Source organism: Pantoea sp. X-Soil-OKNW-713 (genome assembly GCF_059730685.1).
Genome location: NZ_AP035995.1, coordinates 729,058 through 749,716, shown reverse-complemented (window position 1 = coordinate 749,716; position 20,659 = coordinate 729,058). Strand labels below are relative to the sequence as shown.

Annotated in this window: 17 protein-coding genes and 1 other annotated feature; of the genes, 7 read left to right on the top strand and 10 right to left on the bottom strand. The window is 56.3% G+C overall.

Going from position 1 to position 20,659, the window contains the following annotated elements; translation table 11 throughout:
- Window positions 1-12 precede the first annotated feature (12 nt).
- Window positions 13-966: a transaldolase gene (gene tal / locus AC6I8R_RS03370; RefSeq protein WP_013507805.1), complete on the bottom strand. Its 954-nt coding sequence runs from the start codon at window positions 964-966 to the stop codon at window positions 13-15.
- 213 nt (window positions 967-1,179) lie between these two features.
- Here tal and yaaA point away from each other — a divergent pair, with 213 nt between their 5' ends.
- Entirely contained in the window at window positions 1,180-1,956 is a 777-nt protein-coding gene (gene yaaA / locus AC6I8R_RS03365) for a peroxide stress protein YaaA (protein WP_021184786.1), read from the top strand.
- Window positions 1,957-2,060: 104 nt separating this feature from the next.
- Here the strand turns inward: yaaA and thrC are convergent, their stop codons facing one another.
- The 5 genes from thrC to AC6I8R_RS03340 form a co-directional block, all read right to left on the bottom strand.
- The gene (thrC, locus tag AC6I8R_RS03360; protein ID WP_021184787.1) at window positions 2,061-3,347 is read right to left on the bottom strand and encodes a threonine synthase; all 1,287 of its coding nucleotides are present in this window, start codon (window positions 3,345-3,347) and stop codon (window positions 2,061-2,063) included.
- Window positions 3,348-3,350: 3 nt separating this feature from the next.
- A complete protein-coding gene (gene thrB / locus AC6I8R_RS03355; protein ID WP_021184788.1) occupies window positions 3,351-4,280 on the bottom strand; it encodes a homoserine kinase in 930 nt (309 codons plus the stop codon).
- A gap of 2 nt (window positions 4,281-4,282) precedes the next feature.
- Window positions 4,283-6,745: a bifunctional aspartate kinase/homoserine dehydrogenase I gene (gene thrA, locus AC6I8R_RS03350; protein ID WP_415174424.1), complete on the bottom strand. Its 2,463-nt coding sequence runs from the start codon at window positions 6,743-6,745 to the stop codon at window positions 4,283-4,285.
- A 26-nt stretch (window positions 6,746-6,771) separates the two neighbouring features.
- Window positions 6,772-6,893 (bottom strand) — a sequence feature (Thr leader region).
- Window positions 6,829-6,900 carry a thr operon leader peptide gene (gene thrL, locus AC6I8R_RS03345; protein ID WP_071783593.1) on the bottom strand — a complete coding sequence of 24 codons (72 nt, stop codon included), beginning with the start codon at window positions 6,898-6,900 and terminating at the stop codon, window positions 6,829-6,831. Its footprint overlaps the feature before it by 65 nt.
- Window positions 6,901-7,085: 185 nt before the next feature.
- Window positions 7,086-7,790 carry a tRNA/rRNA methyltransferase gene (locus AC6I8R_RS03340; protein WP_021184790.1) on the bottom strand — a complete coding sequence of 235 codons (705 nt, stop codon included), beginning with the start codon at window positions 7,788-7,790 and terminating at the stop codon, window positions 7,086-7,088.
- Between the two features lie 609 nt (window positions 7,791-8,399).
- Between AC6I8R_RS03340 and arcA the strand changes: the two genes are divergently transcribed.
- The gene (gene arcA, locus AC6I8R_RS03335; RefSeq protein WP_013507799.1) at window positions 8,400-9,116 is read left to right on the top strand and encodes a two-component system response regulator ArcA; all 717 of its coding nucleotides are present in this window, start codon (window positions 8,400-8,402) and stop codon (window positions 9,114-9,116) included.
- A 66-nt stretch (window positions 9,117-9,182) separates the two neighbouring features.
- On the opposite strand, the gene creA is transcribed toward arcA, so the two are convergent.
- Entirely contained in the window at window positions 9,183-9,656 is a 474-nt protein-coding gene (gene creA, locus AC6I8R_RS03330; protein ID WP_013507798.1) for a protein CreA, read from the bottom strand.
- A gap of 195 nt (window positions 9,657-9,851) precedes the next feature.
- On the opposite strand from creA, the gene robA reads away from it, so the two are divergent.
- Window positions 9,852-10,733 carry an MDR efflux pump AcrAB transcriptional activator RobA gene (robA, locus tag AC6I8R_RS03325; RefSeq protein ID WP_021184792.1) on the top strand — a complete coding sequence of 294 codons (882 nt, stop codon included), beginning with the start codon at window positions 9,852-9,854 and terminating at the stop codon, window positions 10,731-10,733.
- A 42-nt stretch (window positions 10,734-10,775) separates the two neighbouring features.
- Here robA and gpmB read toward each other — a convergent pair whose 3' ends face one another.
- A complete protein-coding gene (gene gpmB / locus AC6I8R_RS03320; protein WP_021184793.1) occupies window positions 10,776-11,423 on the bottom strand; it encodes a 2,3-diphosphoglycerate-dependent phosphoglycerate mutase GpmB in 648 nt (215 codons plus the stop codon).
- 51 nt (window positions 11,424-11,474) lie between these two features.
- On the opposite strand from gpmB, the gene yjjX reads away from it, so the two are divergent.
- Window positions 11,475-11,993: an inosine/xanthosine triphosphatase gene (gene yjjX, locus AC6I8R_RS03315; protein WP_021184794.1), complete on the top strand. Its 519-nt coding sequence runs from the start codon at window positions 11,475-11,477 to the stop codon at window positions 11,991-11,993.
- Here the strand turns inward: yjjX and trpR are convergent, their stop codons facing one another.
- Both trpR and sltY read right to left on the bottom strand, forming a co-directional pair.
- Complete coding sequence (gene trpR, locus AC6I8R_RS03310) at window positions 11,994-12,302, bottom strand: trp operon repressor (RefSeq protein ID WP_013507794.1); 309 nt, start codon at window positions 12,300-12,302, stop codon at window positions 11,994-11,996.
- A 44-nt stretch (window positions 12,303-12,346) separates the two neighbouring features.
- Complete coding sequence (sltY, locus tag AC6I8R_RS03305; RefSeq protein WP_036626663.1) at window positions 12,347-14,266, bottom strand: murein transglycosylase; 1,920 nt, start codon at window positions 14,264-14,266, stop codon at window positions 12,347-12,349.
- 259 nt (window positions 14,267-14,525) lie between these two features.
- On the opposite strand from sltY, the gene atzF reads away from it, so the two are divergent.
- From atzF to AC6I8R_RS03290, 3 genes are read left to right on the top strand one after another with little or no spacing between them, the layout of a single operon-like run.
- On the top strand, window positions 14,526-16,322 hold the full coding sequence (atzF, locus tag AC6I8R_RS03300) for an allophanate hydrolase (RefSeq protein WP_415174423.1): 1,797 nt from the start codon (window positions 14,526-14,528) through the stop codon (window positions 16,320-16,322).
- A 2-nt stretch (window positions 16,323-16,324) separates the two neighbouring features.
- Complete coding sequence (uca, locus tag AC6I8R_RS03295) at window positions 16,325-19,942, top strand: urea carboxylase (RefSeq protein ID WP_497831912.1); 3,618 nt, start codon at window positions 16,325-16,327, stop codon at window positions 19,940-19,942.
- 9 nt (window positions 19,943-19,951) lie between these two features.
- On the top strand, window positions 19,952-20,653 hold the full coding sequence (locus AC6I8R_RS03290) for a GntR family transcriptional regulator (RefSeq protein ID WP_021184798.1): 702 nt from the start codon (window positions 19,952-19,954) through the stop codon (window positions 20,651-20,653).
- Window positions 20,654-20,659 lie beyond the last annotated feature (6 nt).

The following is a 20,659-nucleotide window of genomic DNA, read 5'->3' as shown; positions in this document are numbered from 1 at the left end:
CGGTGTCATCACTTACAGCAGTTCAGCGATCATCTTCTCAAGTTTGCCCTGGTCGATGGCAAAGTTGCGGATGCCTTCCGCCAGTTTGGTGACGGCCATCGGGTCCTGGTTGTGCTGCCACAGGAACTCGGCTTCGGTCATTTTCGCCGGACGCGCTTTCACTTCGCCGCTGTAGCTCAGTTTACGCTCAACAGCGCCTTCGCTCTCAGCCAGCTCTTTCAGCAGGTTCGGGGAGATGGTCAGACGGTCGCAACCGGCCAGCTCGATGATTTCACCGACGTTACGGAAGCTGGCACCCATTACCACGGTTTCGTAACCGTGTTGCTTGTAATAGTTGTAGATCTCAGAAACAGAAACCACGCCCGGATCTTCGTGCGCAGCGTACTCTTTCTTGTCGGTGTTCGCTTTGTACCAGTCGAGGATACGACCTACGAACGGAGAGATCAGGAACACGCCCGCTTCAGCACAAGCACGCGCCTGAGCGAAGGAGAACAGCAGAGTCAGGTTACAGTTGATACCTTCTTTTTCCAGCTGCTCAGCGGCACGGATACCCTGCCAGGTTGAAGCCAGTTTGATCAGGATGCGATCGTTGCTGATACCTGCATCGTTGTACAGTTTGATCAGGCTACGTGCTTTGGCGATGCTTGCTTCGGTGTCATAAGACAGACGCGCATCGACTTCAGTCGAGATACGACCCGGGATCAGTTTGAGAATTTCCAGACCAATGTTGACGGCCAGCTTGTCAGAAACCAGCTGTAACTGCTCTTCTTTGTTGCTGCTCTGCTGACGTGCCCAGCTAATGGCTTCGTCAATCAGTTTACGGTATTCAGGAATTTGAGCGGCATTGAGGATCAAAGAAGGGTTGGTGGTGGCATCTTGCGGTTGATACAGCTTCATTGCCGCGATATCACCGGTGTCGGCGACCACAGTAGTCAGCTGACGCAAGGAAGTAAGTTTGTCCGTCATGGTTCTCTTTTCTCTTAGGTTGACTGTCAGGGTGAAAAAGGCTGTTGCGATAATATCACGCGGTAACCACGGTGCAAGGTCGCGGCGTGCCCTTTCCGATAGCACGGACAAATGGGAACGATTTGCCGATCCGTCACGCTTTTTTGCTACACTCGCCGAACAAATTTTCCGTTAATACCCTGATAAACCTGCGGGTCAACCGAGGACGAAACAATGTTGATGGTCATCTCGCCAGCCAAGACGCTGGATTATGAAAGCCCGCTTGCGACGCAAACCTTCACTCAACCGGCGTTGTTAGAAAAGTCACAACAGCTGATTGATGTCGCCCGTGATCTGTCACCGGCGCAAATCGCCTCGCTGATGGGCATCAGCGACAAACTGGCCCATCTGAACGCAGAACGTTTTAACGAATGGCAGCCCCCCTTCACGCTGGAGAATGCGCGTCAGGCGATTCTGGCGTTCAAAGGGGATGTCTACACCGGTTTGCAGGCGGAAACCTTTAGCGAAAAAGATTTTGCTTTCGCCCAGCAGCATCTGCGTATGCTGTCGGGTTTGTATGGTTTGCTGCGCCCGCTCGACTTAATGCAGCCCTACCGGCTGGAAATGGGGATCAAACTGACGAACCCGGCGGCGAAAGATCTCTATGGTTTCTGGGGTGATTTGCTGACGGAAAAACTGAATGCTGCGCTGGCGGAACAAGGCGATGACGTGTTGATTAACCTGGCGTCAGATGAATATTTCAAAGCTATCAAGCCGAAAAAACTGGCCGGGCGACTGATTAAGCCGGTGTTCCTGGATGAGAAGAACGGCAAGTTTAAAGTGATCAGCTTCTACGCCAAGAAAGCGCGTGGCCTGATGAGCCGTTATGTGATTCAGCACCGCCTGACCAAACCGGAGCAATTGAAGAAATTCGATGTGGATGGTTATTTCTTTGCTGCGGCTGAAAGCAGCGAAAACGAGCTGGTGTTTAAACGCCACGAGCAGCAATAACCCGCAACGGCGCGATTTTTTCCGACACCGTGCACGGAATTGCGCGATAAATCGCGCCGCTACGACAGATAAAAGAATGGCTGGCAAATGCCAGCCATTTTTCATTATTTCGTCAGCAAAAACGCGCGCAGCGCGGCGAAATCTGCTTTCAAATTATGCGACAGCAGCGGCAGGTCGGCACGCTCAGCCAGTGCTTCCGGCAGCGGCAGCGTCTGCTCCAGAATCGCTTCCACGCTCTCCTTGAACTTCGCCGGATGCGCAGTGCCAAGGAACAGGCCGTACTCACCTTCCTGCAACTGATCGCGCAGCAGACGATAAGCAATCGCCGCATGCGGTTCAGACAGATAACCGATTTCTGCCAGCTCACGCATGGTCGCTTTGGTGGTTTCATCGCTCACCGCACCATAGGCCAGATCGCCCAGACGCCAGGTTTTGCGGCGGAACAACTCTTCCACGCGCGGCCAGTTGTTCGGCTGGCTCACATCCATGGCGTTGGACAGCGTGGCAACGGTGGCATGCGGCGTCCATTCGCCATTGGCGAGGAAGCGCGGCACGGTATCGTTGGCGTTGGTGGCAGCGATAAAGCGTTTGATCGGCAGACCGAGTGATTTCGCCAGCAGGCCTGCGGTCAGGTCACCAAAGTTACCACTTGGCACCGACACCACCAGCTGATTGCGTTTTTCCTGCGGCAGTTGCGCCACAGCTTCAAAGTAGTAGCAAATCTGCGCCAGCAGACGGCTGATGTTGATGGAGTTGGCTGAGTTCAGGCCGATCGCCTTTTTCAGTTCTTCATCATCAAAGGCTTGTTTCACCAGCGCCTGGCAGGCATCGAAATCGCCGTCGATGGCGATGGTTTCGATGTTCCCCCCCAGGGTGCAGAACAATTTTTCCTGCAACGGGCTGATTTTGCCCTGCGGATAGAGGATCACCACGCGCACGTTTTCCATGCCGTAAAACGCATGGGCTACTGCTGCGCCGGTATCGCCAGACGTGGCGGTCAGAATGGTGATTTTTTCATCGGCACCGCTGACATACGAAAGCATCTGCGCCATAAAACGGCCGCCGAAGTCTTTGAACGCCAGCGTCGGGCCATGAAACAGTTCGAGGCAGGCGACATCGTCGCTCACTTTTGCCACCGGGGCCGGGAACGCAAACGCGTTTTTCACGCGCTCAGCCAACTGATGTGCGGCAATTTCGTCACCGATGTAAGCCGAGAGGATTTTGCTGCTGCGGGTAACAAAATCCATCTCCAGCATCGCATCGATGTCGGTCAGTTCAAATTCCGGCAGTTCGAGCGGAAAAAACAGTCCCTGCTGCGAGCCAAGGCCCTGCTTCACGGCCTGAGCGAAGCTCACCTGCTCGTTATGATCCTTAAGGTTGTAGAGTTTCATGCGTTATCCCAATTTACGTGCGCCAGCCGTATCAAGACGGCAGATATGGACGAAACCTTCTTCATTTTGCAGATAGTGCTGGCTCAGCCAGTCTGCCATCCGCTGTGCCGTTGCCATCTCGTTGCAAACGGCGAAAAGTGTCGGGCCGGAACCCGAAATACCGCAGGCCAGCGCGCCAATATCGGCTGCTGCCTGGCGTGCTTCCGCAAAGCCCGGCAGCAGTTTGGTGCGATACGGCTCCGCCACCACATCCTGCATCAGCTTCGCGGCCAGTTCTGGCTGCTGAGTATGACAGGCATGGATGAAACCGCCCAGTAAACGACCGTGTTTGATGATGTCCTGTTTACGATACTGCGCCGGTAGAATCGCACGCGCTTCAGCGGTGGAGACTTTGATGCCCGGATAGGCCATCACCCACAGCCACTCGTCAAACGACGGCACTGACTGGCTGATAATGCCGTTCTCTTCAATCATCAACTGCACGCCGCCGAGGAAGCACGGCGCAACGTTGTCGTAATGCACGCTACCGGAGATACGTCCTTCCAGCTCGCCCATCAACGCCAGCAGTTCAGTGTCATTCAACGGCTTGCCGCAAAATTCGTTCATCGCCATCAGGCCAGCCACGACCGAGCAGGCACTGGAGCCAAGACCCGAGCCGATCGGCATGTTTTTTTCCAGCGTCATCGCCACCGGCACTTCTTTACCAATCGCTTCACAAAAACGCTGCCAGCACTGATAAACAATGTTTTCCTGTGGATTGTCCGGCAGTTTGCTGACGAAGCGCCCTTTGTTTACCAGGCTAAAGCGGTCGGCCGCCTCGACCGACACACAATCACCCAGCAGGGTGCCATCCACCGGCGAAACCGCCGCGCCAAGCACATCAAAGCCGACGCTGACGTTACCTATCGAGGCCGGTGCATAAATTTTTACCATCATCAAACTCCCAACTTCCACGACAGCGTGCGCAGCAGATCGGCAAACACACCAGCTGCGGTCACATCATTCCCGGCACCGTATCCACGCAGAACCAGCGGGATCGGCTGATAATAACGGCTATAGAACGCCAGGGCGTTTTCGCCATTTTTGACTTTAAACAGCGGATCGTTACTGTCCACTGCATCAATTTTCACTTTGCAGGCACCACCCTCTTCGATGGCACCGACGAAGCGTAACACTTTACCTTCATCACGCGCTTTGGCAACGCGCGCCGCAAAGGCGTTGTCCAGTTCCGGCAAACGCTGCATGAATTGCTCAACGTCAGCAATCTCCGTCAGGCTGGCAGGCAGCAGCGGTTCGATCTCGATATCGCTCAGCTCCAGTTGATGTCCCGCTTCACGCGCCAGAATCAGCAGCTTACGCGCCACATCGGTGCCCGACAGGTCATCACGCGGGTCCGGTTCGGTGAAGCCCATGTCACGCGCCATTTTGGTCGCTTCAGACAGGGAAACGCCCTCATCCAGCTTGCCGAAAATAAACGACAGCGAGCCGGAAAGAATACCGGAGAATTTGATCAGCTCATCACCGGCATTCAGCAGATTTTGCAGGTTCTCGATCACCGGCAAACCTGCACCCACGTTGGTGTCATACAGGAACTTACGGCGCGATTTCTCCGCTGCCGCACGCATCTGCTGGTAATAATTCCATGAAGAGGTGTTGGCCTTTTTGTTCGGCGTCACGACATGGAAACCATCCGCGAGGAAATCCGCGTACTGATCGGCCACCGCCTGGCTCGAAGTACAATCGACAATCACCGGATTCAGCAGGTGATACTCTTTCACCAGACGGATCAGGCGACCAAGATTGAACGATTCTTTGGCTTCCGCCAGCGCCCCTTTCCAGTTACTGAGATCGATGCCGTGCACGTTGGTCAGCAACGCGCGCGAGTTAGCGATGCCACACACCCGCAAATCGATATGCTTTTGCTTCAGCCACGCCTGTTGACGATGTAGCTGCTCCAGCAACGCCGCGCCGACGCCACCGACACCGACCACGAACACTTCAATCACCTGATCGGTGGCAAACAGCATCTGGTGCACTACACGCACGCCAGTAGTGACTTCATCGTTGCTCACCACGGCAGAGATGGAACGCTCCGAGGAACCCTGGGCAATGGCCACGATATTGATATTGGCTCGCGCCAGCGCGGAGAAGAACTTGGCAGAGATGCCACGCAGGGTGCGCATGCCGTCACCGACCACCGAGATAATCGCCAGTTGCTCAACCACTTCCAGTGGGTCCAGCAAGCCGTCTTTCAATTCGAGGTAGAATTCATCTTCCAGCACGCGGCGCGCGCGCGCCAGCTCGTTCTGCGGCACGCAGAAGCTGATGCTGTACTCGGAAGAAGATTGGGTAATCAACACCACCGAGATACCGGTGCGCGACATCGCAGCAAACACGCGTGCCGCCATGCCAACCATGCCTTTCATCCCCGGTCCGGAGACGTTAAACATCGCCATGTTGTTGAGGTTAGTGATGCCTTTTACCGGGTTTTCATCATGCTCACCTTCGCCACCAATTAAGGTACCGGGTGCTTGCGGGTTAGCGGTGTTTTTAATCAGGCAGGGAATCTGGAACTGGGCAATCGGGGCGATGGTGCGGGGGTGCAGCACTTTGGCACCAAAGTACGACAGCTCCATTGCTTCCTGATAGGACATGGACTTCAGCAGGCGCGCATCCGGCACCTGACGCGGGTCACAGGTATAGACGCCATCGACGTCAGTCCAGATTTCACAACAGTCAGCACGCAGACAAGCCGCCAGTACCGCTGCCGAATAGTCAGAACCGTTACGGCCCAGCACCACCAGTTCGCCACGCTCGTTTCCGGCAGTGAAACCGGCCATCAGGATCATATGATCGGCAGGGATCTGGCTGGCGGCGATACGGCGGGTGGATTCATTGATATCCACGGTAGATTCAAGGTAGTGGCCGACGGCCAGCAGTTTTTCCACCGGATCGATGACCGTCACTTTGTAGCCGCGCGCCTGGAGCAGCGCTTCCATAATGGCGATGGACAGCTTCTCACCCCGGCAGATGATGGCAGCATTGACCGCATCCGGGCACTGTCCCAGCAGGCTGATGCCATGCAGCACCTGCTTCAGTTGGGCAAATTCGAGGTCAACGCGAGTCTTCAATCCATCATAATCGAAGCCCGGCTGTGCATCGGCCAACCCCTGCAACAGCTCGGCAAAAATACGTTCGGCATCGCTGATATTCGGCAACGCATCCTGCCCGCTAATGGTTTTCTCAATCATCGCCACCAGATGATTGGTAATTTTCGCTGGCGCAGAGAGTACGGTTGCAACCTGTCCCTGTTGCGCATTGCTTTCCAGAATGTCTGCCACGCGGAGAAAACGTTCCGCATTGGCTACCGAGGTCCCGCCGAATTTCAGCACTCGCATGGTTAAAGCTCTCCTGAATTTATGCCGAAAAAAAAGCCCGCACTGGTTAGGTGCGGGCTTCTTTTTTGTTTTTCCTGTATGCGTCAGCCCGCACCGTTACCTGTGGTAATGGTGGTGGTAATAATAATGGTGGTGTTCAGGCTGTTTGTACGCATTGAGATTTTTTTCTGTCTGTCTTGATTGTCCGTCTGCCTTCCAGAATTAAAGCAAAGCGCACGTTAAGTCAACGAATTTGTCCTAAGGCGGATTTTTCGCCACTACGCAGTGCTGCGCTTTGCCCGGAAAATGCCATCGGGATCGTTCAGCAAATAGCCACAACTCCCGATCTGTCACTGCAAAGTCAGGATTTACCCGAGTTATTATCTATAAGTTTTTTTTCTACGTCGTGCAGCAGACGGTGCAGCATGGCGCTGTCACGTTGTTCCAGCAAACCGATACGTTGATCGATCCAGTCCACCATCTTGGCATCGTCGTCCACTGCCAGACGAACCAACAATTGCTGGAAACGCACCCGCAACGCCTGCAACTGCTGCGCATCCGCCATCGCTGCGGGCTGGGCCGCCACTTGATTAAGCGCAGAGAGTTGGTAGCAATACACCATCACTGCCTGCCCGAGATTGAGCGAGGGATAGTCGTTTGCCATCGGAATGCCGGTGAGCAGGTCAACCTGTTCCAGCTCCTCATTGGTCAATCCGCTATCCTCGCGGCCAAACACCAACGCTATCCGGCTCAGCCACTGGCGTTTCTCCTGCAAAATGGTTTCCACTTGTGCGGGTGTGGCGTAGTAACGGAACTTCGCCCGGCTGCGCGCCGTGGTCGCGACCGAGAAGTCCACGTCCTGAAGTGCGTCACTAAGCGTGTCATAAGTTTTTACGCTATCAAGGATTTCGCCTGCGCCGTGCGCCACGCGTCGGGCCGCCGGATCCTGCCAGGCATCGCTGGCGACAATACGCAACTCGCTAAAACCCATGGTTTTCATGGCACGGGCGGCGGCACCGATATTTTCTGGTCGGGCGGGAGAGACAAGAATGAGGGGGAAATGCATGATTTTTCCATCGAACTGTTAACAACTCAGCGTATGTTGGCATGCACACCGGAAAATACCAACCATGCGGATATAAGAAAATAAGATGTTAAGGATGTTAAAACGGAATAAAATCGCGAGGTAGCATAAATTAACGTATTAAAGCTAAATTTCCGTACCATTTTATTATAAAAGCATTAGATATCATCTTATTGAAATATAATTTCCGGCAAGTTTTTGTTTTGCTATTATGCAGCCGGAATGTAGCAAAAATGCTGCTTTTTGTGAGCTAAGCTGGCATTCCTGGAGAAGTTTTTCATAAAAGTGTTAACGTGCTACACTTGCATTTGATATAAGTCAACGAAGCGTTGTTTTTATGCTTATCGGTTGTTGTTGGTGCTGTTAGGTTGCTGTTAATACGGTTAGGATAAGCGCCAGTCCGATACCCACGGGGCACGCAAATATTCATCCTGACTGGCTGAGCTAACACTGAAGTTGACGTAGATGGATGGTGTATTCCGAAGATTATTTCGTACACCGGTTGCGAACGGCATGCTGTTACGATTAACAGTAAGTGCAACCGCCGTACGCCCTGTTTTCGATTTGTTGGCAAATTTTAGGTAGCGAAACATGCAGACCCCGCACATTCTTATCGTTGAAGACGAACTGGTCACGCGTAACACCCTCAAAAGCATCTTTGAGGCTGAAGGTTACATGGTCTATGAAGCCACCGACGGCGCCGAAATGCATCAGGTTCTGACGGAAAACGACGTCAATCTGGTGATTATGGACATCAACCTGCCGGGAAAAAACGGCTTGTTGCTGGCGCGTGAACTGCGTGAGCAGGCGAACGTAGCGCTGATGTTCCTCACCGGCCGTGATAATGAAGTGGATAAAATCCTTGGTCTGGAAATTGGCGCGGATGATTACATCACCAAGCCATTTAATCCGCGTGAGCTGACCATCCGTGCGCGTAACCTGTTGTCGCGTACCATGAATCTGGCGATGCCGAATGAGGAGCGTCGTCAGGTGGAAAGCTATCGTTTCAACGGTTGGGAGCTGGATATCAACAGCCGCTCACTGATCAGCCCGAACGGCGAGCAGTACAAGTTGCCGCGCAGTGAATTCCGCGCCATGCTGCACTTCTGCGAAAACCCAGGCAAAATTCAGACCCGTGCTGACCTGCTGAAAAAGATGACCGGTCGCGAGCTGAAGCCGCATGACCGCACCGTGGATGTCACCATCCGCCGTATCCGTAAGCATTTCGAATCTACGCCGGATACCCCAGAAATCATCGCCACTATTCATGGCGAAGGTTATCGCTTCTGCGGTGAGTTGCAGGACTAATCTGCACATATCTGTTCTGTAGCGGCGCGATTTATCGCGCCGCTACGAATAGGTGCCAGCCTGTTGTTAATGCCAGGGCATAATCGGCACAGCGCTCAGCGCGTTTTTTGGCGAGCCTTCCACCACTTTATCTGAGTAAGCCAGGTAGACCAGCGCGTTGCGCTTTTGATCATAAAAGCGTACAACCTGTAGCTTCTTAAAAACCAGCGATGTGCGCTTCTGGAACACCACATCCCCCTGCGCTTTACCTTGCGCAATTTTATCGCTCAGCGTAACCGGCCCTACCTGCTGGCAGGAAATCGCCGCATCGGAAGTGTCCTCGGCCAGACCTAATCCGCCTTTGATCCCGCCGGTTTTCGCCCGGCTGATATAACAGGTTACATTTTTTACATCGGGGTCATCAAAGGCTTCCACCACGATCTTATGATCGGGGCCAAACATCTTGAAAACCGTGTCAACTGAGCCGATCTCCTCTGCCTGGAGGGATCCCGCGAAGGCATATGTTGCCAGGGTGACTATAAGAAGGCGAGCTATTGTCATGGAGTTACCATTGCAAACGGAATAGATGAGAATGTAATGTACTGGCAATCGATAACAGAACCAAACCAAATGGGTAACAACCCGCATTGATGTAGCACAGTCGACTTACAAAACCGCCCTCTCGCCTTTTTGCATTTCGTGCTATTATTCGACGACTTCATAAGTTGCGCCACCAGAGAGTTATGAGGATGTTTTATGGACCAAGCCGGTATCATTCGCGATTTGCTTGTCTGGCTGGAGAGCCATCTGGATCAACCCCTTTCACTGGATAATGTCGCCCTGAAAGCGGGCTATTCCAAATGGCATCTGCAGCGCATGTTTAAGGACGTGACAGGCCACGCGATCGGCGCTTATATCCGCGCTCGCCGGCTGTCTAAGGCCGCGGTGGCGTTACGCCTCACCAGCCGCCCGATACTCGACATCGCCCTGCAATACCGTTTCGATTCCCAGCAGACCTTTACCCGTGCGTTTAAAAAGCAGTTCAATCAGACGCCCGCCTGGTATCGTCGTTCGTCAGACTGGAACTCCTTCGGTATCCGCCCGCCGATCCGTCTGGAAGATAACCACATGCCTGAGCCGCAGTTTGTCACGCTGCCGGAAACGGTGTTGGTGGGTCAAACCCAAAGCTACAGCTGCACGCTGGAGCAGATTTCCAGCTATCGCGACGAAATGCGCGTGCATTTCTGGAAACAGTTCCTGCTGGAAACCGATACCGTGCCACCGGTGCTGTATGGCTTGCATCAGGTACGCGCCAGCCATGAAAAGGATGACGAGCAGGAGATTCTCTACACCACCGCGGTGCCTGCCGATCAACTGGCAAAAAGCATGCAATCCAATCAGAGCGTGATTCTGGAAGCGGGTGATTATGTGCAATTCACCTATAACGGACCGCGTACCGCGTTGCAGGAATTTATTCTGCTGCTGTACGGGACTTGCATGCCCACGCTGGGCCTGGTACGTCGTCAGGGGCAGGATATCGAACGTTTCTTCACCCACGGTGGCAAGAAGCGTAGCGAACCACCTACCGAGATTCGCTGCGAGTATCTGATTCCGATACGTCCGGTGCAGGAACGCTAACAGCAAAATGCCGTCGTCATGACGGCATTTTCATATTGCGCTTCAGCGTTGCAGTTCATCCAGCGCTGGTGCATCCAGATGTGACACATCCCCGGCCGTCTCCACCACCCAGCCCGCTGCCAGCCAGGCGCTCTGCTGATGGTCAACGCGAGAGATGGAGCAGTTACGCAGACGCAAACGGCGTTCGGCATGTGCCGGTAAACCAAGAATGGTACTGACCAGCACGCCGAGTGCCATACCGTGGCTGACAATCAGTGGACGGCTGCCTGCCGGTAATCCGAGGCAATCATTTAACGCCGCGTGCATCCGCGCCGCCATCTCCGCCATCGACTCACCGCCAGGAATGCGACCGTTTTCGGTGCCATCCACCAGGGTTTTCCGCCAGCTCTCTTCTTCCGCCGTCAACCCTTCGATTGGGCGCTGTTCCAGCACCCCCATATTGAGTTCGCGCAGGCGCGCATCAAGCGTTACCGCACAACCGCAGGCATCCGCGATAATTTCCGCAGTGCGACGAGTACGTCCTAAATCGCTGGCAATCACATGGGTAATCCCCAGCGATTTAACGCGCTCACCCACCTGATGGGCCTGTTGCTCACCTTTCTCCGTCAGCGGACTGTCGGACTGCCCCTGAATGCGTCGGGCCGCATTCCAAACCGTTTCACCGTGACGAACAAGATAGACCTGTAGCATGCTTAATTTCCGTTATACTGCGACAAATTTGCCTTGAGGGTTCAAACAATTATGTACCATGTTGTCGCAGCCACCATCAATCCGGCAAAAATCCGCGCGATTGCACAAGCGTTCAACGACGTTTTCGGCGAAGGATCCTGCCATATTGAAGGGGTCGAGGTCGAGAGCGGCGTTGCAGCCCAGCCGCTGACGGATGTCGAAACGCGAACTGGCGCACGTCAGCGTGTTGCCAACGCACGCGCCAAAAAAGCGGATGCCGATTTTTGGGTGGCCATTGAAGCCGGAATTGAAGGCGACAGCGCCTTCGCGTGGATGGTGGTGGAAAATGCGCAGCAGCGCGGTGAATCACGTTCCGCCAGCTTTACGCTGCCAGCAGTAGTGATGGCAGGTTTGAGCGCCGGTCATGAGCTGGGTGATGAAATGGCGCGCTTAACCGGCGTGGAAAATATCAAACAGAAAGGCGGAGCGATTGGTGCCTTTACCCACGGGCTGCTGACGCGTTCCAGCGTCTATCATCAGGCGCTGATTCTGGCGCTTTGCCCGTTCACCCATCCGTTGTACCAGCAGTGATCAGGCGCGTCCCAGACGCGCTTCCAGCCAACGTTTCAGCTCCGGCGGGGCCTCTTTCAGGCTGTTGGAGCCACGGGTGATGGTGGCAATACCAACGCCCAGCTCATTCTTCAGCTCACGCTGGCTCATCTCTCCGTTCATCAACTCTTCAATGATGCGCAGACGCGTGCCAAAAGACTCCCGCTCATCCGGGGTCATCATCAATTGCAGCAACGGTAAGGCGACGCCATCGGCGAAGGCATTTTGCATCAGGTCAACAAAACGCAGCCAGTTATCTTCAACAGGCTGGGAAGAAAGGGGTTGGCTCATGAAGGGCTTCCGTACTCATTAACGAGTACGGAAGCATAGCACAGTCAGTAGCGGCGATTCCACTCGCTATCTGCCAGAATCTTATCGGGTTGTCCCATGAAGTAACGATAGTAGGCATCATACGCCAGCACGTTCTTCACGTAGCCACGGGTTTCCGAGAAGGGAATGGTTTCAATAAACGCCACCGCATCCAGACGTCCACCACTGTTGTTCAGCCAGCTACGCACTCGCGACGGTCCGGCGTTGTAAGCTGCCGAGGCAAAGATACGGTTCTGCTCAAACTGCTGATAGACATAATCCAGATATTGCGTACCAATCTGGATATTGGTTTGTGGATCAAGCAATTGGCCGCTGTTCACATAACCGGGAATGTTATACATCTTCACGGTATGCGTGGCGGTCGCGGGCATCACCTGCATCAGCCCACTGGCCCCCACCGGCGAACGCGCTTTCGGGTTCCACGCACTCTCCTGACGCGAAATTGCCATGGCATAACTTTGCGGAATCGCTTTGCCGCTGGTGTACTGCTGATACAGATTGCGCCATGCCAGCGGGAAGCGTTCTTTCAGGCTGTCCCACATTTTGGCGGTAATGGTGGCCTGCACGCTCAGATCCCACCAGTCCTGCTCATTGGCGTAGCGCGCCAGCATCTGTTGCTGCTGACGGGTTTTGCTGGAAATCAGGTTAGCCCATTCGCTGCGCGCCAGGTTATCCAGCCCCCAGTACATCAGCTCGCGCACCCGTGCCAGTTCCGCACCCTGCACCAGATTGCTCTCCGGTGCCGGAGCCGGATTCACCTGCAACGGATAGTCGACGCCCAACCGCTGGGCCGCCACCATCGGATAGAAACCCCGTCCCTGCATCAACTTGCGCAGGATTTCGTCGGCTTCATCTTTACGTCCCTGCTCAATCAGCAGATCGGCCTGCCAGTATTGCCACTCATCTTTCTCTTTGGCCTCGACCGGCAGGCGAGCAATCCAGGTATTCAGTCCCCGCCGGTCGTTATTACCCAGCGCAAGTCGCACCCGGCGCTCAATCAACGTGGTGGATTCGCTGTTCATCACCACGTTATCGCGCCAGCGCGCCTGCTCAGAAGTCACATCGTTGCCCATCAGACGCCACGCGACGATCTCTTTCAGCGCCTGCTCATCTGCCGGTCCCATCTTCTGCGACTGCACCAGTCCCGGAATCATCAGGCGCGCATTTTCTGCGTCCTGACGTGCCACACGGGCGAAAGCAAAGTTGGTGGCCTGGCGGGTAAAATCCGTCGGCCCAACGCTGCTGGCAAAGCTGGTGACGGTTTGCGGGTTCTGCTGCAACGTCATCACTGCCGTGGCGATGGTTTGATAATCCGCTGGCAACATCTTTGCCAGATAATTGACCAGGCTATCGTTACCCTCTTTCATCGCCAGGCGAATACGCTCAAGGATGGTGATCGGCGAGAGTTGCCCGGCAGATTGCCACACTGAGAACAACTGGTCGCAATCATTAGGCAGCGATGTCCCGCGCAGCCAGATGTCTTTCGCGCCATCAAATGCCACCTGCTGCTGGCCGGTGGCCCACTTGGCGTAATACCAGTTACAACGCGCCTGTACCGGTTGCGGTGCTTCCGGGCTGAAATTCAGCAATTCCTGCCATGCCTGACGGTGTGCCAGCACATTGACAAAACGGGTGGAGAGCGCACGCGCAGGCGGTAACGTCGGGTATTGTTGAATAAAATTCTTCACCGCCAGCGGCGTTTCCTGATCGAGATCCTGCGCCAGCATACGGTATTGCAGATAAGGATAGAGCGGGTAATCCTGTAGCGTTGGCATCAACTGTGCCACGGTGTCCATCTGCTTGTTATCCCAGGCTTGTTTTATCTGGGCATAACGCTGTCGTTGCTGGTCTAGCGAATCGGCCCACACGCTGCTGGCCGCACTGACCAGGCAGATCCCTATAATCCAGTTACGCCACTTATCCACTTCACTCTCCTCTTTGTGCTGCGATCCAGCTGCATGCCAGACTTTCTTCATGCTAACCAGGCCAACACGCTCTTGCCATGTTCTTCATAAAATTTACGATCACGCACCGCTATCGACCAGATGCTGCGCCGCCATTGTGCACTTATTCATCACAAAAACTTATCGTACTGGAACTAATTTCGCATAATCATTCTGTTACAAATATGGCACGGCCTTTGCTCTGTTGAATTCCATCTTGTATACCAGTTGGAATTCACTCATGGCATCGACTTTTGGCTACACGCTTCAGGATTGGCAACAGCGTTACCAACAGGAACCGCAGCAGATCACCGCCCTGCTGGAAGCACACCTCGCAGCTATCGATAACCAGGATAATGCGTGGTTGTATCTCGCCACCCCGGCACAACTTCAGGCACAAATTGAGCCGCTGTTAGCCAGCTATCTGCGCAACCCGGCGGCACTGCCGTTATTTGGCGTACCTTTTGCCGTCAAAGACAATATCGATGTCGCGGGCTGGCCGACGACCGCCGCCTGCCCGGCGCTGACTTATACCGCCAGCGCAGATGCCTTTGTCGTCGCCCAACTGAAAGCCGCCGGCGCGGTGGTAATTGGCAAAACCAACCTCGACCAATATGCCACCGGTCTGGTCGGCACCCGTTCCCCTTATGGTGCGGTGCGTAATACCTTTAATGCCGACTACGTCAGCGGCGGCTCCAGTTCCGGCTCGGCGTCGGTACTGGCACGCGGTCTGGTAGGCTTCTCGCTCGGCACCGATACCGCCGGTTCCGGTCGCGTACCGGCTGGCTTCAATAATGTGGTGGGCCTGAAACCGACCAAAGGCTGGTTCTCGGCCAGTGGATTGCTGCCCGCCTGCCGCCTGAACGACACCATTTCCGTATTTGCCCTGACGGTGGAAGATGCCTTTGCCGTCGCCAGCGCCGCTGGCGGTTATGACGCGGCCGATGCCTATTCGCGCAGCAATCCGCATACTGCGCCCGCCAGCATCAAGGCGCACCCCGACTTTGCCATTCCGGCCAACCCGGAATTCTTTGATGACAAGCAAGCAGAAGCCGCCTGGGACAGTGCACTGGAACGCCTGCTCGCCAGCGGCGCCACGCTGCACCCCATCGACTTCACCCCATTCCAGCAACTGGCCGAGCAGCTCTACTACGGCCCGTGGGTAACGGAGCGCACCGTGGCGGTGGGCGAGATGATCAACCGCCCGGAAGAGATGGACCCGGTGGTCTATGGCATCGTGAAAAGCGGTCTGGATTACAGCGCAGTCGATGCCTTCAAAGCCGAATATCTGCGCGCGGAACTGACGCGCCAAATTCAGCAAACGCTGGCGCAGTTCGATGCGCTGGTGGTGCCGACCTCCCCCACCATCCACACCATTGAAGAGATGAAGCAGGAGCCGGTGCGCTACAACTCGCAGTTTGGCACCTACACCAACTTCACCAATCTGGCCGACCTCAGCGCGCTGGCGCTACCGGCACCGTTCCGTGCCGATGGCCTGCCGGCGGGCATCACCCTGATCGCCCCCGCCTGGCATGATCGTGCCCTGGTGGAATTCGGCCTGCGCTGGCAGCAGCAGCTGGCATTGCCGCTCGGTGCCACCGGCAAAGCGCAACCAATGCAGCATCGCGCCCTGCCGCCTTCCGCCGATCATGTGCGCGTCGCAGTCGTGGGTGCTCATCTCACCGGTATGCCGCTCAACTTCCAGCTCACCACCCGCCAGGCGGTGCTGGTGGAGGAAACCACCACCGCCAGCCATTACCGCCTGTTTGCGCTGCTGGATGGGCCGATCAAAAAACCGGGCCTGCTGCGCGATGAACAAGGGGCAGCGATCACCGTCGAGCTGTGGGATATCCCGCTGGCACGCTTTGGCGAGTTTGTGGCGGAAATCCCGCCGCCGCTGGGAATTGGCTCGCTGACGCTGGCCGATGGCCGGGTGGTGAAAGGTTTTATCTGTGAACCGATGGTGCTGAAACAGGCACTGGAGATCACCGAATTTGGCGGCTGGCGCAACTGGCTGACATCCCTGGGGAGTAAATAATCATGTTCAGTACCGTTCTGATTGCTAACCGTGGCGAAATTGCCTGCCGCGCTATCCGCACCCTGAAACGTCTTGGCGTGAAAAGTGTGGCGGTATATTCCGACGCTGACCGCAACGCACGCCATGTGAAAGAGGCTGATGTGGCGATTGCCCTTGGCGGCGACAAAGCCAGCGACAGCTACCTGAGAATCGACAAAATCCTTGCTGCCGCTAAAGAAACCGGCGCAGAAGCCATCTGGCCGGGCTACGGTTTCCTTTCTGAGAGCCTGCCGTTTGCCGCCGCCTGCGAAGAAGCCGGTATCGCCTTTGTTGGCCCGACCGCGCAGCAGATTGGCGAGTTTGGCCTCAAGCACCGCGCCCGTGAACTGGCAGCCAGTGCTGGCGTGCCGATGACGCCGGGCACCGCGTTGCTGACCTCGCTGGAAGAAGCCCTGAGCGCTGCCGATCGCATCGGTTATCCGGTGATGCTGAAAAGCACCGCCGGTGGTGGTGGTATCGGCCTGACGCGTTGCGCCGACGCCGATGCACTGCGCAACGCCTGGGAGAGCGTGCGTCGTCTCGGCGAACAATTTTTCAGTGACGCAGGCGTGTTTCTTGAGCGCTGCATCGATCGCGCCCGCCACGTTGAAGTACAGATTTTTGGCGACGGCAGCGGCAAAGTAATTGCTCTGGGCGAACGCGACTGCTCGCTGCAACGTCGTAATCAGAAAGTGGTGGAAGAAACTCCAGCGCCAAACCTACCGCAGGCCACGCGTGAAGCGCTGCTGGCCTCAGCGGTGCGTCTCGGCGAGCTGGTCAGCTACCGTAGCGCAGGCACCGTGGAATATATCTACGACGCCGAACAGGACGCGTTCTATTTCCTCGAAGTCAACACCCGGCTCCAGGTAGAACATCCGGTCACCGAGTGCGTCACCGGTCTTGATCTGGTGGAGTGCATGTTGCAAGTGGCGGCGGGCGACAGCCTCGACTGGACGCGAATGCAGCAGGCACCGCAAGGCGCCTCCATTGAAGTGCGCCTGTACGCGGAAGATCCGCTGAAAAATTTCCAGCCCAGCCCTGGCGTGCTGACCGGCGTCAGCTTCCCTGACGATGTGCGCGTTGATGGCTGGATCGATACCGGCACCGAAGTCTCCGCGTATTACGATCCGATGGTCGCCAAGCTGATCGTCCATGCCGACACCCGTGATGCCGCGCTGGCGAAAATGCAGCAGGCGCTGGGGGCCACCCAACTGCACGGTATCGCCAGCAACCTGGATTATCTGCGTCAGATCGTTGCCACCGAGGCGTTCCGCAGCGGCAAGGTCTGGACACGTTACCTCGACAGCTTCACCCCGGCGGCCAGCGTGATTGAAGTGCTGCAACCCGGCACCTTCAGCAGCATTCAGGATTTTCCGGGTCGCCTCGGCTATTGGGATATCGGCGTGCCGCCATCTGGCCCGATGGATGATTTCGCCTTCCGTCTTGCCAACCGTATTGTTGGCAACCACGAAGCCGCTGCCGGTCTGGAATTCACCCTGCAAGGCCCGACGCTGCGTTTTCACAGCGACGCGCTGATTGCCCTGACCGGTGCCGATTGTCCGGCCGATCTCGACGGTGAGCCGGTTAGCTACTGGCAACCGGTCAAGGTCACGGCAGGACAGACACTGACACTGGGCCGCGCCCACAGCGGTTGTCGCACCTATCTGGCCGTGCGTAACGGTTTTGATGTGCCGGAGTATCTCGGCAGCCGTTCAACCTTCTCACTCGGCCAGTTTGGCGGCCATGCCGGACGTACGCTACGCGTCGCCGATATGCTGCCAATCTCCCAACCTCTGCTTGCGGCCTGCACCACGCCTGCCCCGGTCAGCGAACCCCAGGCGCTCGATCACGCGCTGGTGCCGCACTACGGCAGCGAATGGCGTATCGGCGTACTCTACGGACCGCACGGCGCACCGGATTTCTTCACCCAGGCCGCTATCGATGAATTCTTCGCCAGCGACTGGCAGGTACATTACAACTCCAACCGTCTTGGTGTGCGTCTGGTAGGTCCGAAACCGAGCTGGACGCGTGCCAACGGTGGCGAAGCCGGGTTGCATCCTTCCAACGTGCACGACTGTGAATATGCCATCGGCGCGGTGAACTTCACCGGTGACTTCCCGGTGATCCTTACCCATGACGGCCCAAGCCTCGGCGGCTTCGTCTGCCCGGTCACCATCGCCAAAGCCGAGCTGTGGAAAGTTGGTCAGGTGAAGCCGGGTGATCGTATTCGATTCCACCCGATCAGCGCCGACGAAGCGGTGGCGCTGGAGAAAGCCCAGGCCCATAGCGTCGCGACCCTGCGTTCTGCCCATGCACCTGCGTTTGACGTACCGTCACTGGCGGCCAGCGACATCGGCTCGGCGACGCTGCTGGCGGCATTACCCGCCACCACCAGCACCCCGGCAGTGGTATATCGCCAGGCCGGTGATAAATACGTGCTGATTGAATACGGCGACAACGTGCTGGATCTGGCGCTGCGCCTGCGCGTGCATCTGCTGATGCAAGCACTGCGGGATCGCGCCGTGCCTGGCGTGGAAGAGTTGTCACCCGGCGTACGTTCGTTGCAGGTGCGCTACGACAGCCTGATCCTCAGCCAGCCGCAACTGATGGCGCTGCTGCTGGAACTGGAAGCCGGACTGGGTGATGTCAGCCAGTTGAAAGTGCCGTCGCGCATTGTCTGGATGCCGATGGCATTTGAAGACAGCGCCACCCTCGGGGCGGTGGAACGCTACAAAGAAACCGTGCGCGCCACTGCCCCGTGGCTGCCGAACAACGTCGACTTTATTCAGCGTATTAATGGCCTGGAGAGCCGTGAAGCGGTGCGCGATACCATTTTCGATGCCAGCTACCTGATCCTCGGTCTGGGCGATGTCTATCTCGGCGCGCCCTGCGCGGTGCCGGTCGATCCGCGTCATCGCCTGCTGAGCTCCAAATACAGCCCGGCGCGTACCTTCACCGCTGAAGGCACCGTAGGCATTGGCGGCATGTACATGTGTATCTACGGCATGGACTCCCCCGGTGGCTACCAGTTGGTCGGCCGCACGCTGCCCATCTGGAACAAATTCCTGAAAAACGATCAGTTCGCGGCCGACGAACCCTGGCTGCTGCACTTCTTCGATCAGGTACGTTTCTACCCGGTAAGCGAAGCAGAACTGACACAGTTACGCGACGACTTCCGCGAAGGTCGTGCACGTATCCGCATCGAGGAGACGCTGTTCGACTTCGCTGCCCACCAGCAATTCCTGGTTGAGCACGCCGATTCAATCGCCGAGTTCCGTGCCCGCCAGGCCGCCGCCTTTGAACAGGAAGTGACGCTGTGGGCGCAGGAGGAGCAGAACGCACCGCTGACCAGTGAAGAGACGCTGGTGGTGGCGGAAGAGGACGACTCCGCACTGGCGGTGAGCGCCGATATGAACGGCAACATCTGGAAAGTGCTGGTGCAGCCGGGTGATGAAGTGGCCGCCGGTCAGACGCTGATCATCGTCGAGGCGATGAAAATGGAGCTGGCTATTGTCGCACCCGAGGCGGGTCGCGTGAAACGTATCGCCTGCCAGGCGGGGCGTCCGGTGAGTCCGGGCGACACCCTGCTGTGGCTGGAATAAGGAAAGCCCATGAGTACCAGCCCGCAACGCAGCAAAGGCCGTCCGGAAGCGCTGGCAGAGAAAGTCTACCAGGCGCTGAAGAACGATATTTTCGAGTTTCGCCTGATGCCCGGCGACCGCTTTAGCGAAAGCGAAATCGCCGAACGGATGGAGGTCAGCCGCACGCCGGTGCGTCAGGCGCTTTTCTGGCTGGAGCGGGAAGGTTATGTCGAGGTGTGGTTCCGCAGCGGCTGGCAGGTTAAGCCGTTCAACTTTGAATACTTCGAGGAACTATACGATTTCCGCACCGTGCTGGAACGCGAAGCGGTGCGCCGTCTCTGCTCGCTGCCGCCGTTGCAGTGCGCGGAAACCCTGACCGAGCTGAAAATTTTTTGGATCGATAACCCGCGTCTGGAAGATGGCAAAACCGTGTCGCTGCACGACGAAGCCTTTCATATGGCGCTGGTCAGCGCCACTGGCAACCGGGAAATGGCCCGTGTGCACGCCGAACTGACCGAAAAAATTCGCATCATCCGTCGTCTCGACTTCACGCGCGACGACCGGGTCGATGCCACGTACCGCGAGCACGCTCAGATTTTACGGGCGATATTTCAGCAACATACCGAGGAGGCACAGCGCATTCTGACCGACCATATCGCCGTCAGTAAAGCAGAGGTCAGAAAAATCACTTTACACATGTTACAGCAGGCCCGGCTTCAACCCATTGAATAACAACAC

Excerpts from the sequence above, each read along its gene's own strand:
- tal (WP_013507805.1), bottom strand. The coding sequence starts at position 966 with ATGACGGACAAACTTACTTCCTTGCGTCAGCTGACTACTGTGGTCGCC.
- yaaA (WP_021184786.1), top strand. The coding sequence starts at position 1,180 with ATGTTGATGGTCATCTCGCCAGCCAAGACGCTGGATTATGAAAGCCCG.
- thrC (WP_021184787.1), bottom strand. The coding sequence starts at position 3,347 with ATGAAACTCTACAACCTTAAGGATCATAACGAGCAGGTGAGCTTCGCT.
- thrB (WP_021184788.1), bottom strand. The coding sequence starts at position 4,280 with ATGGTAAAAATTTATGCACCGGCCTCGATAGGTAACGTCAGCGTCGGC.
- thrA (WP_415174424.1), bottom strand. The coding sequence starts at position 6,745 with ATGCGAGTGCTGAAATTCGGCGGGACCTCGGTAGCCAATGCGGAACGT.
- AC6I8R_RS03340 (WP_021184790.1), bottom strand. The coding sequence starts at position 7,790 with ATGCATTTCCCCCTCATTCTTGTCTCTCCCGCCCGACCAGAAAATATC.
- arcA (WP_013507799.1), top strand. The coding sequence starts at position 8,400 with ATGCAGACCCCGCACATTCTTATCGTTGAAGACGAACTGGTCACGCGT.
- creA (WP_013507798.1), bottom strand. The coding sequence starts at position 9,656 with ATGACAATAGCTCGCCTTCTTATAGTCACCCTGGCAACATATGCCTTC.
- robA (WP_021184792.1), top strand. The coding sequence starts at position 9,852 with ATGGACCAAGCCGGTATCATTCGCGATTTGCTTGTCTGGCTGGAGAGC.
- gpmB (WP_021184793.1), bottom strand. The coding sequence starts at position 11,423 with ATGCTACAGGTCTATCTTGTTCGTCACGGTGAAACGGTTTGGAATGCG.
- yjjX (WP_021184794.1), top strand. The coding sequence starts at position 11,475 with ATGTACCATGTTGTCGCAGCCACCATCAATCCGGCAAAAATCCGCGCG.
- trpR (WP_013507794.1), bottom strand. The coding sequence starts at position 12,302 with ATGAGCCAACCCCTTTCTTCCCAGCCTGTTGAAGATAACTGGCTGCGT.
- atzF (WP_415174423.1), top strand. The coding sequence starts at position 14,526 with ATGGCATCGACTTTTGGCTACACGCTTCAGGATTGGCAACAGCGTTAC.
- uca (WP_497831912.1), top strand. The coding sequence starts at position 16,325 with ATGTTCAGTACCGTTCTGATTGCTAACCGTGGCGAAATTGCCTGCCGC.
- AC6I8R_RS03290 (WP_021184798.1), top strand. The coding sequence starts at position 19,952 with ATGAGTACCAGCCCGCAACGCAGCAAAGGCCGTCCGGAAGCGCTGGCA.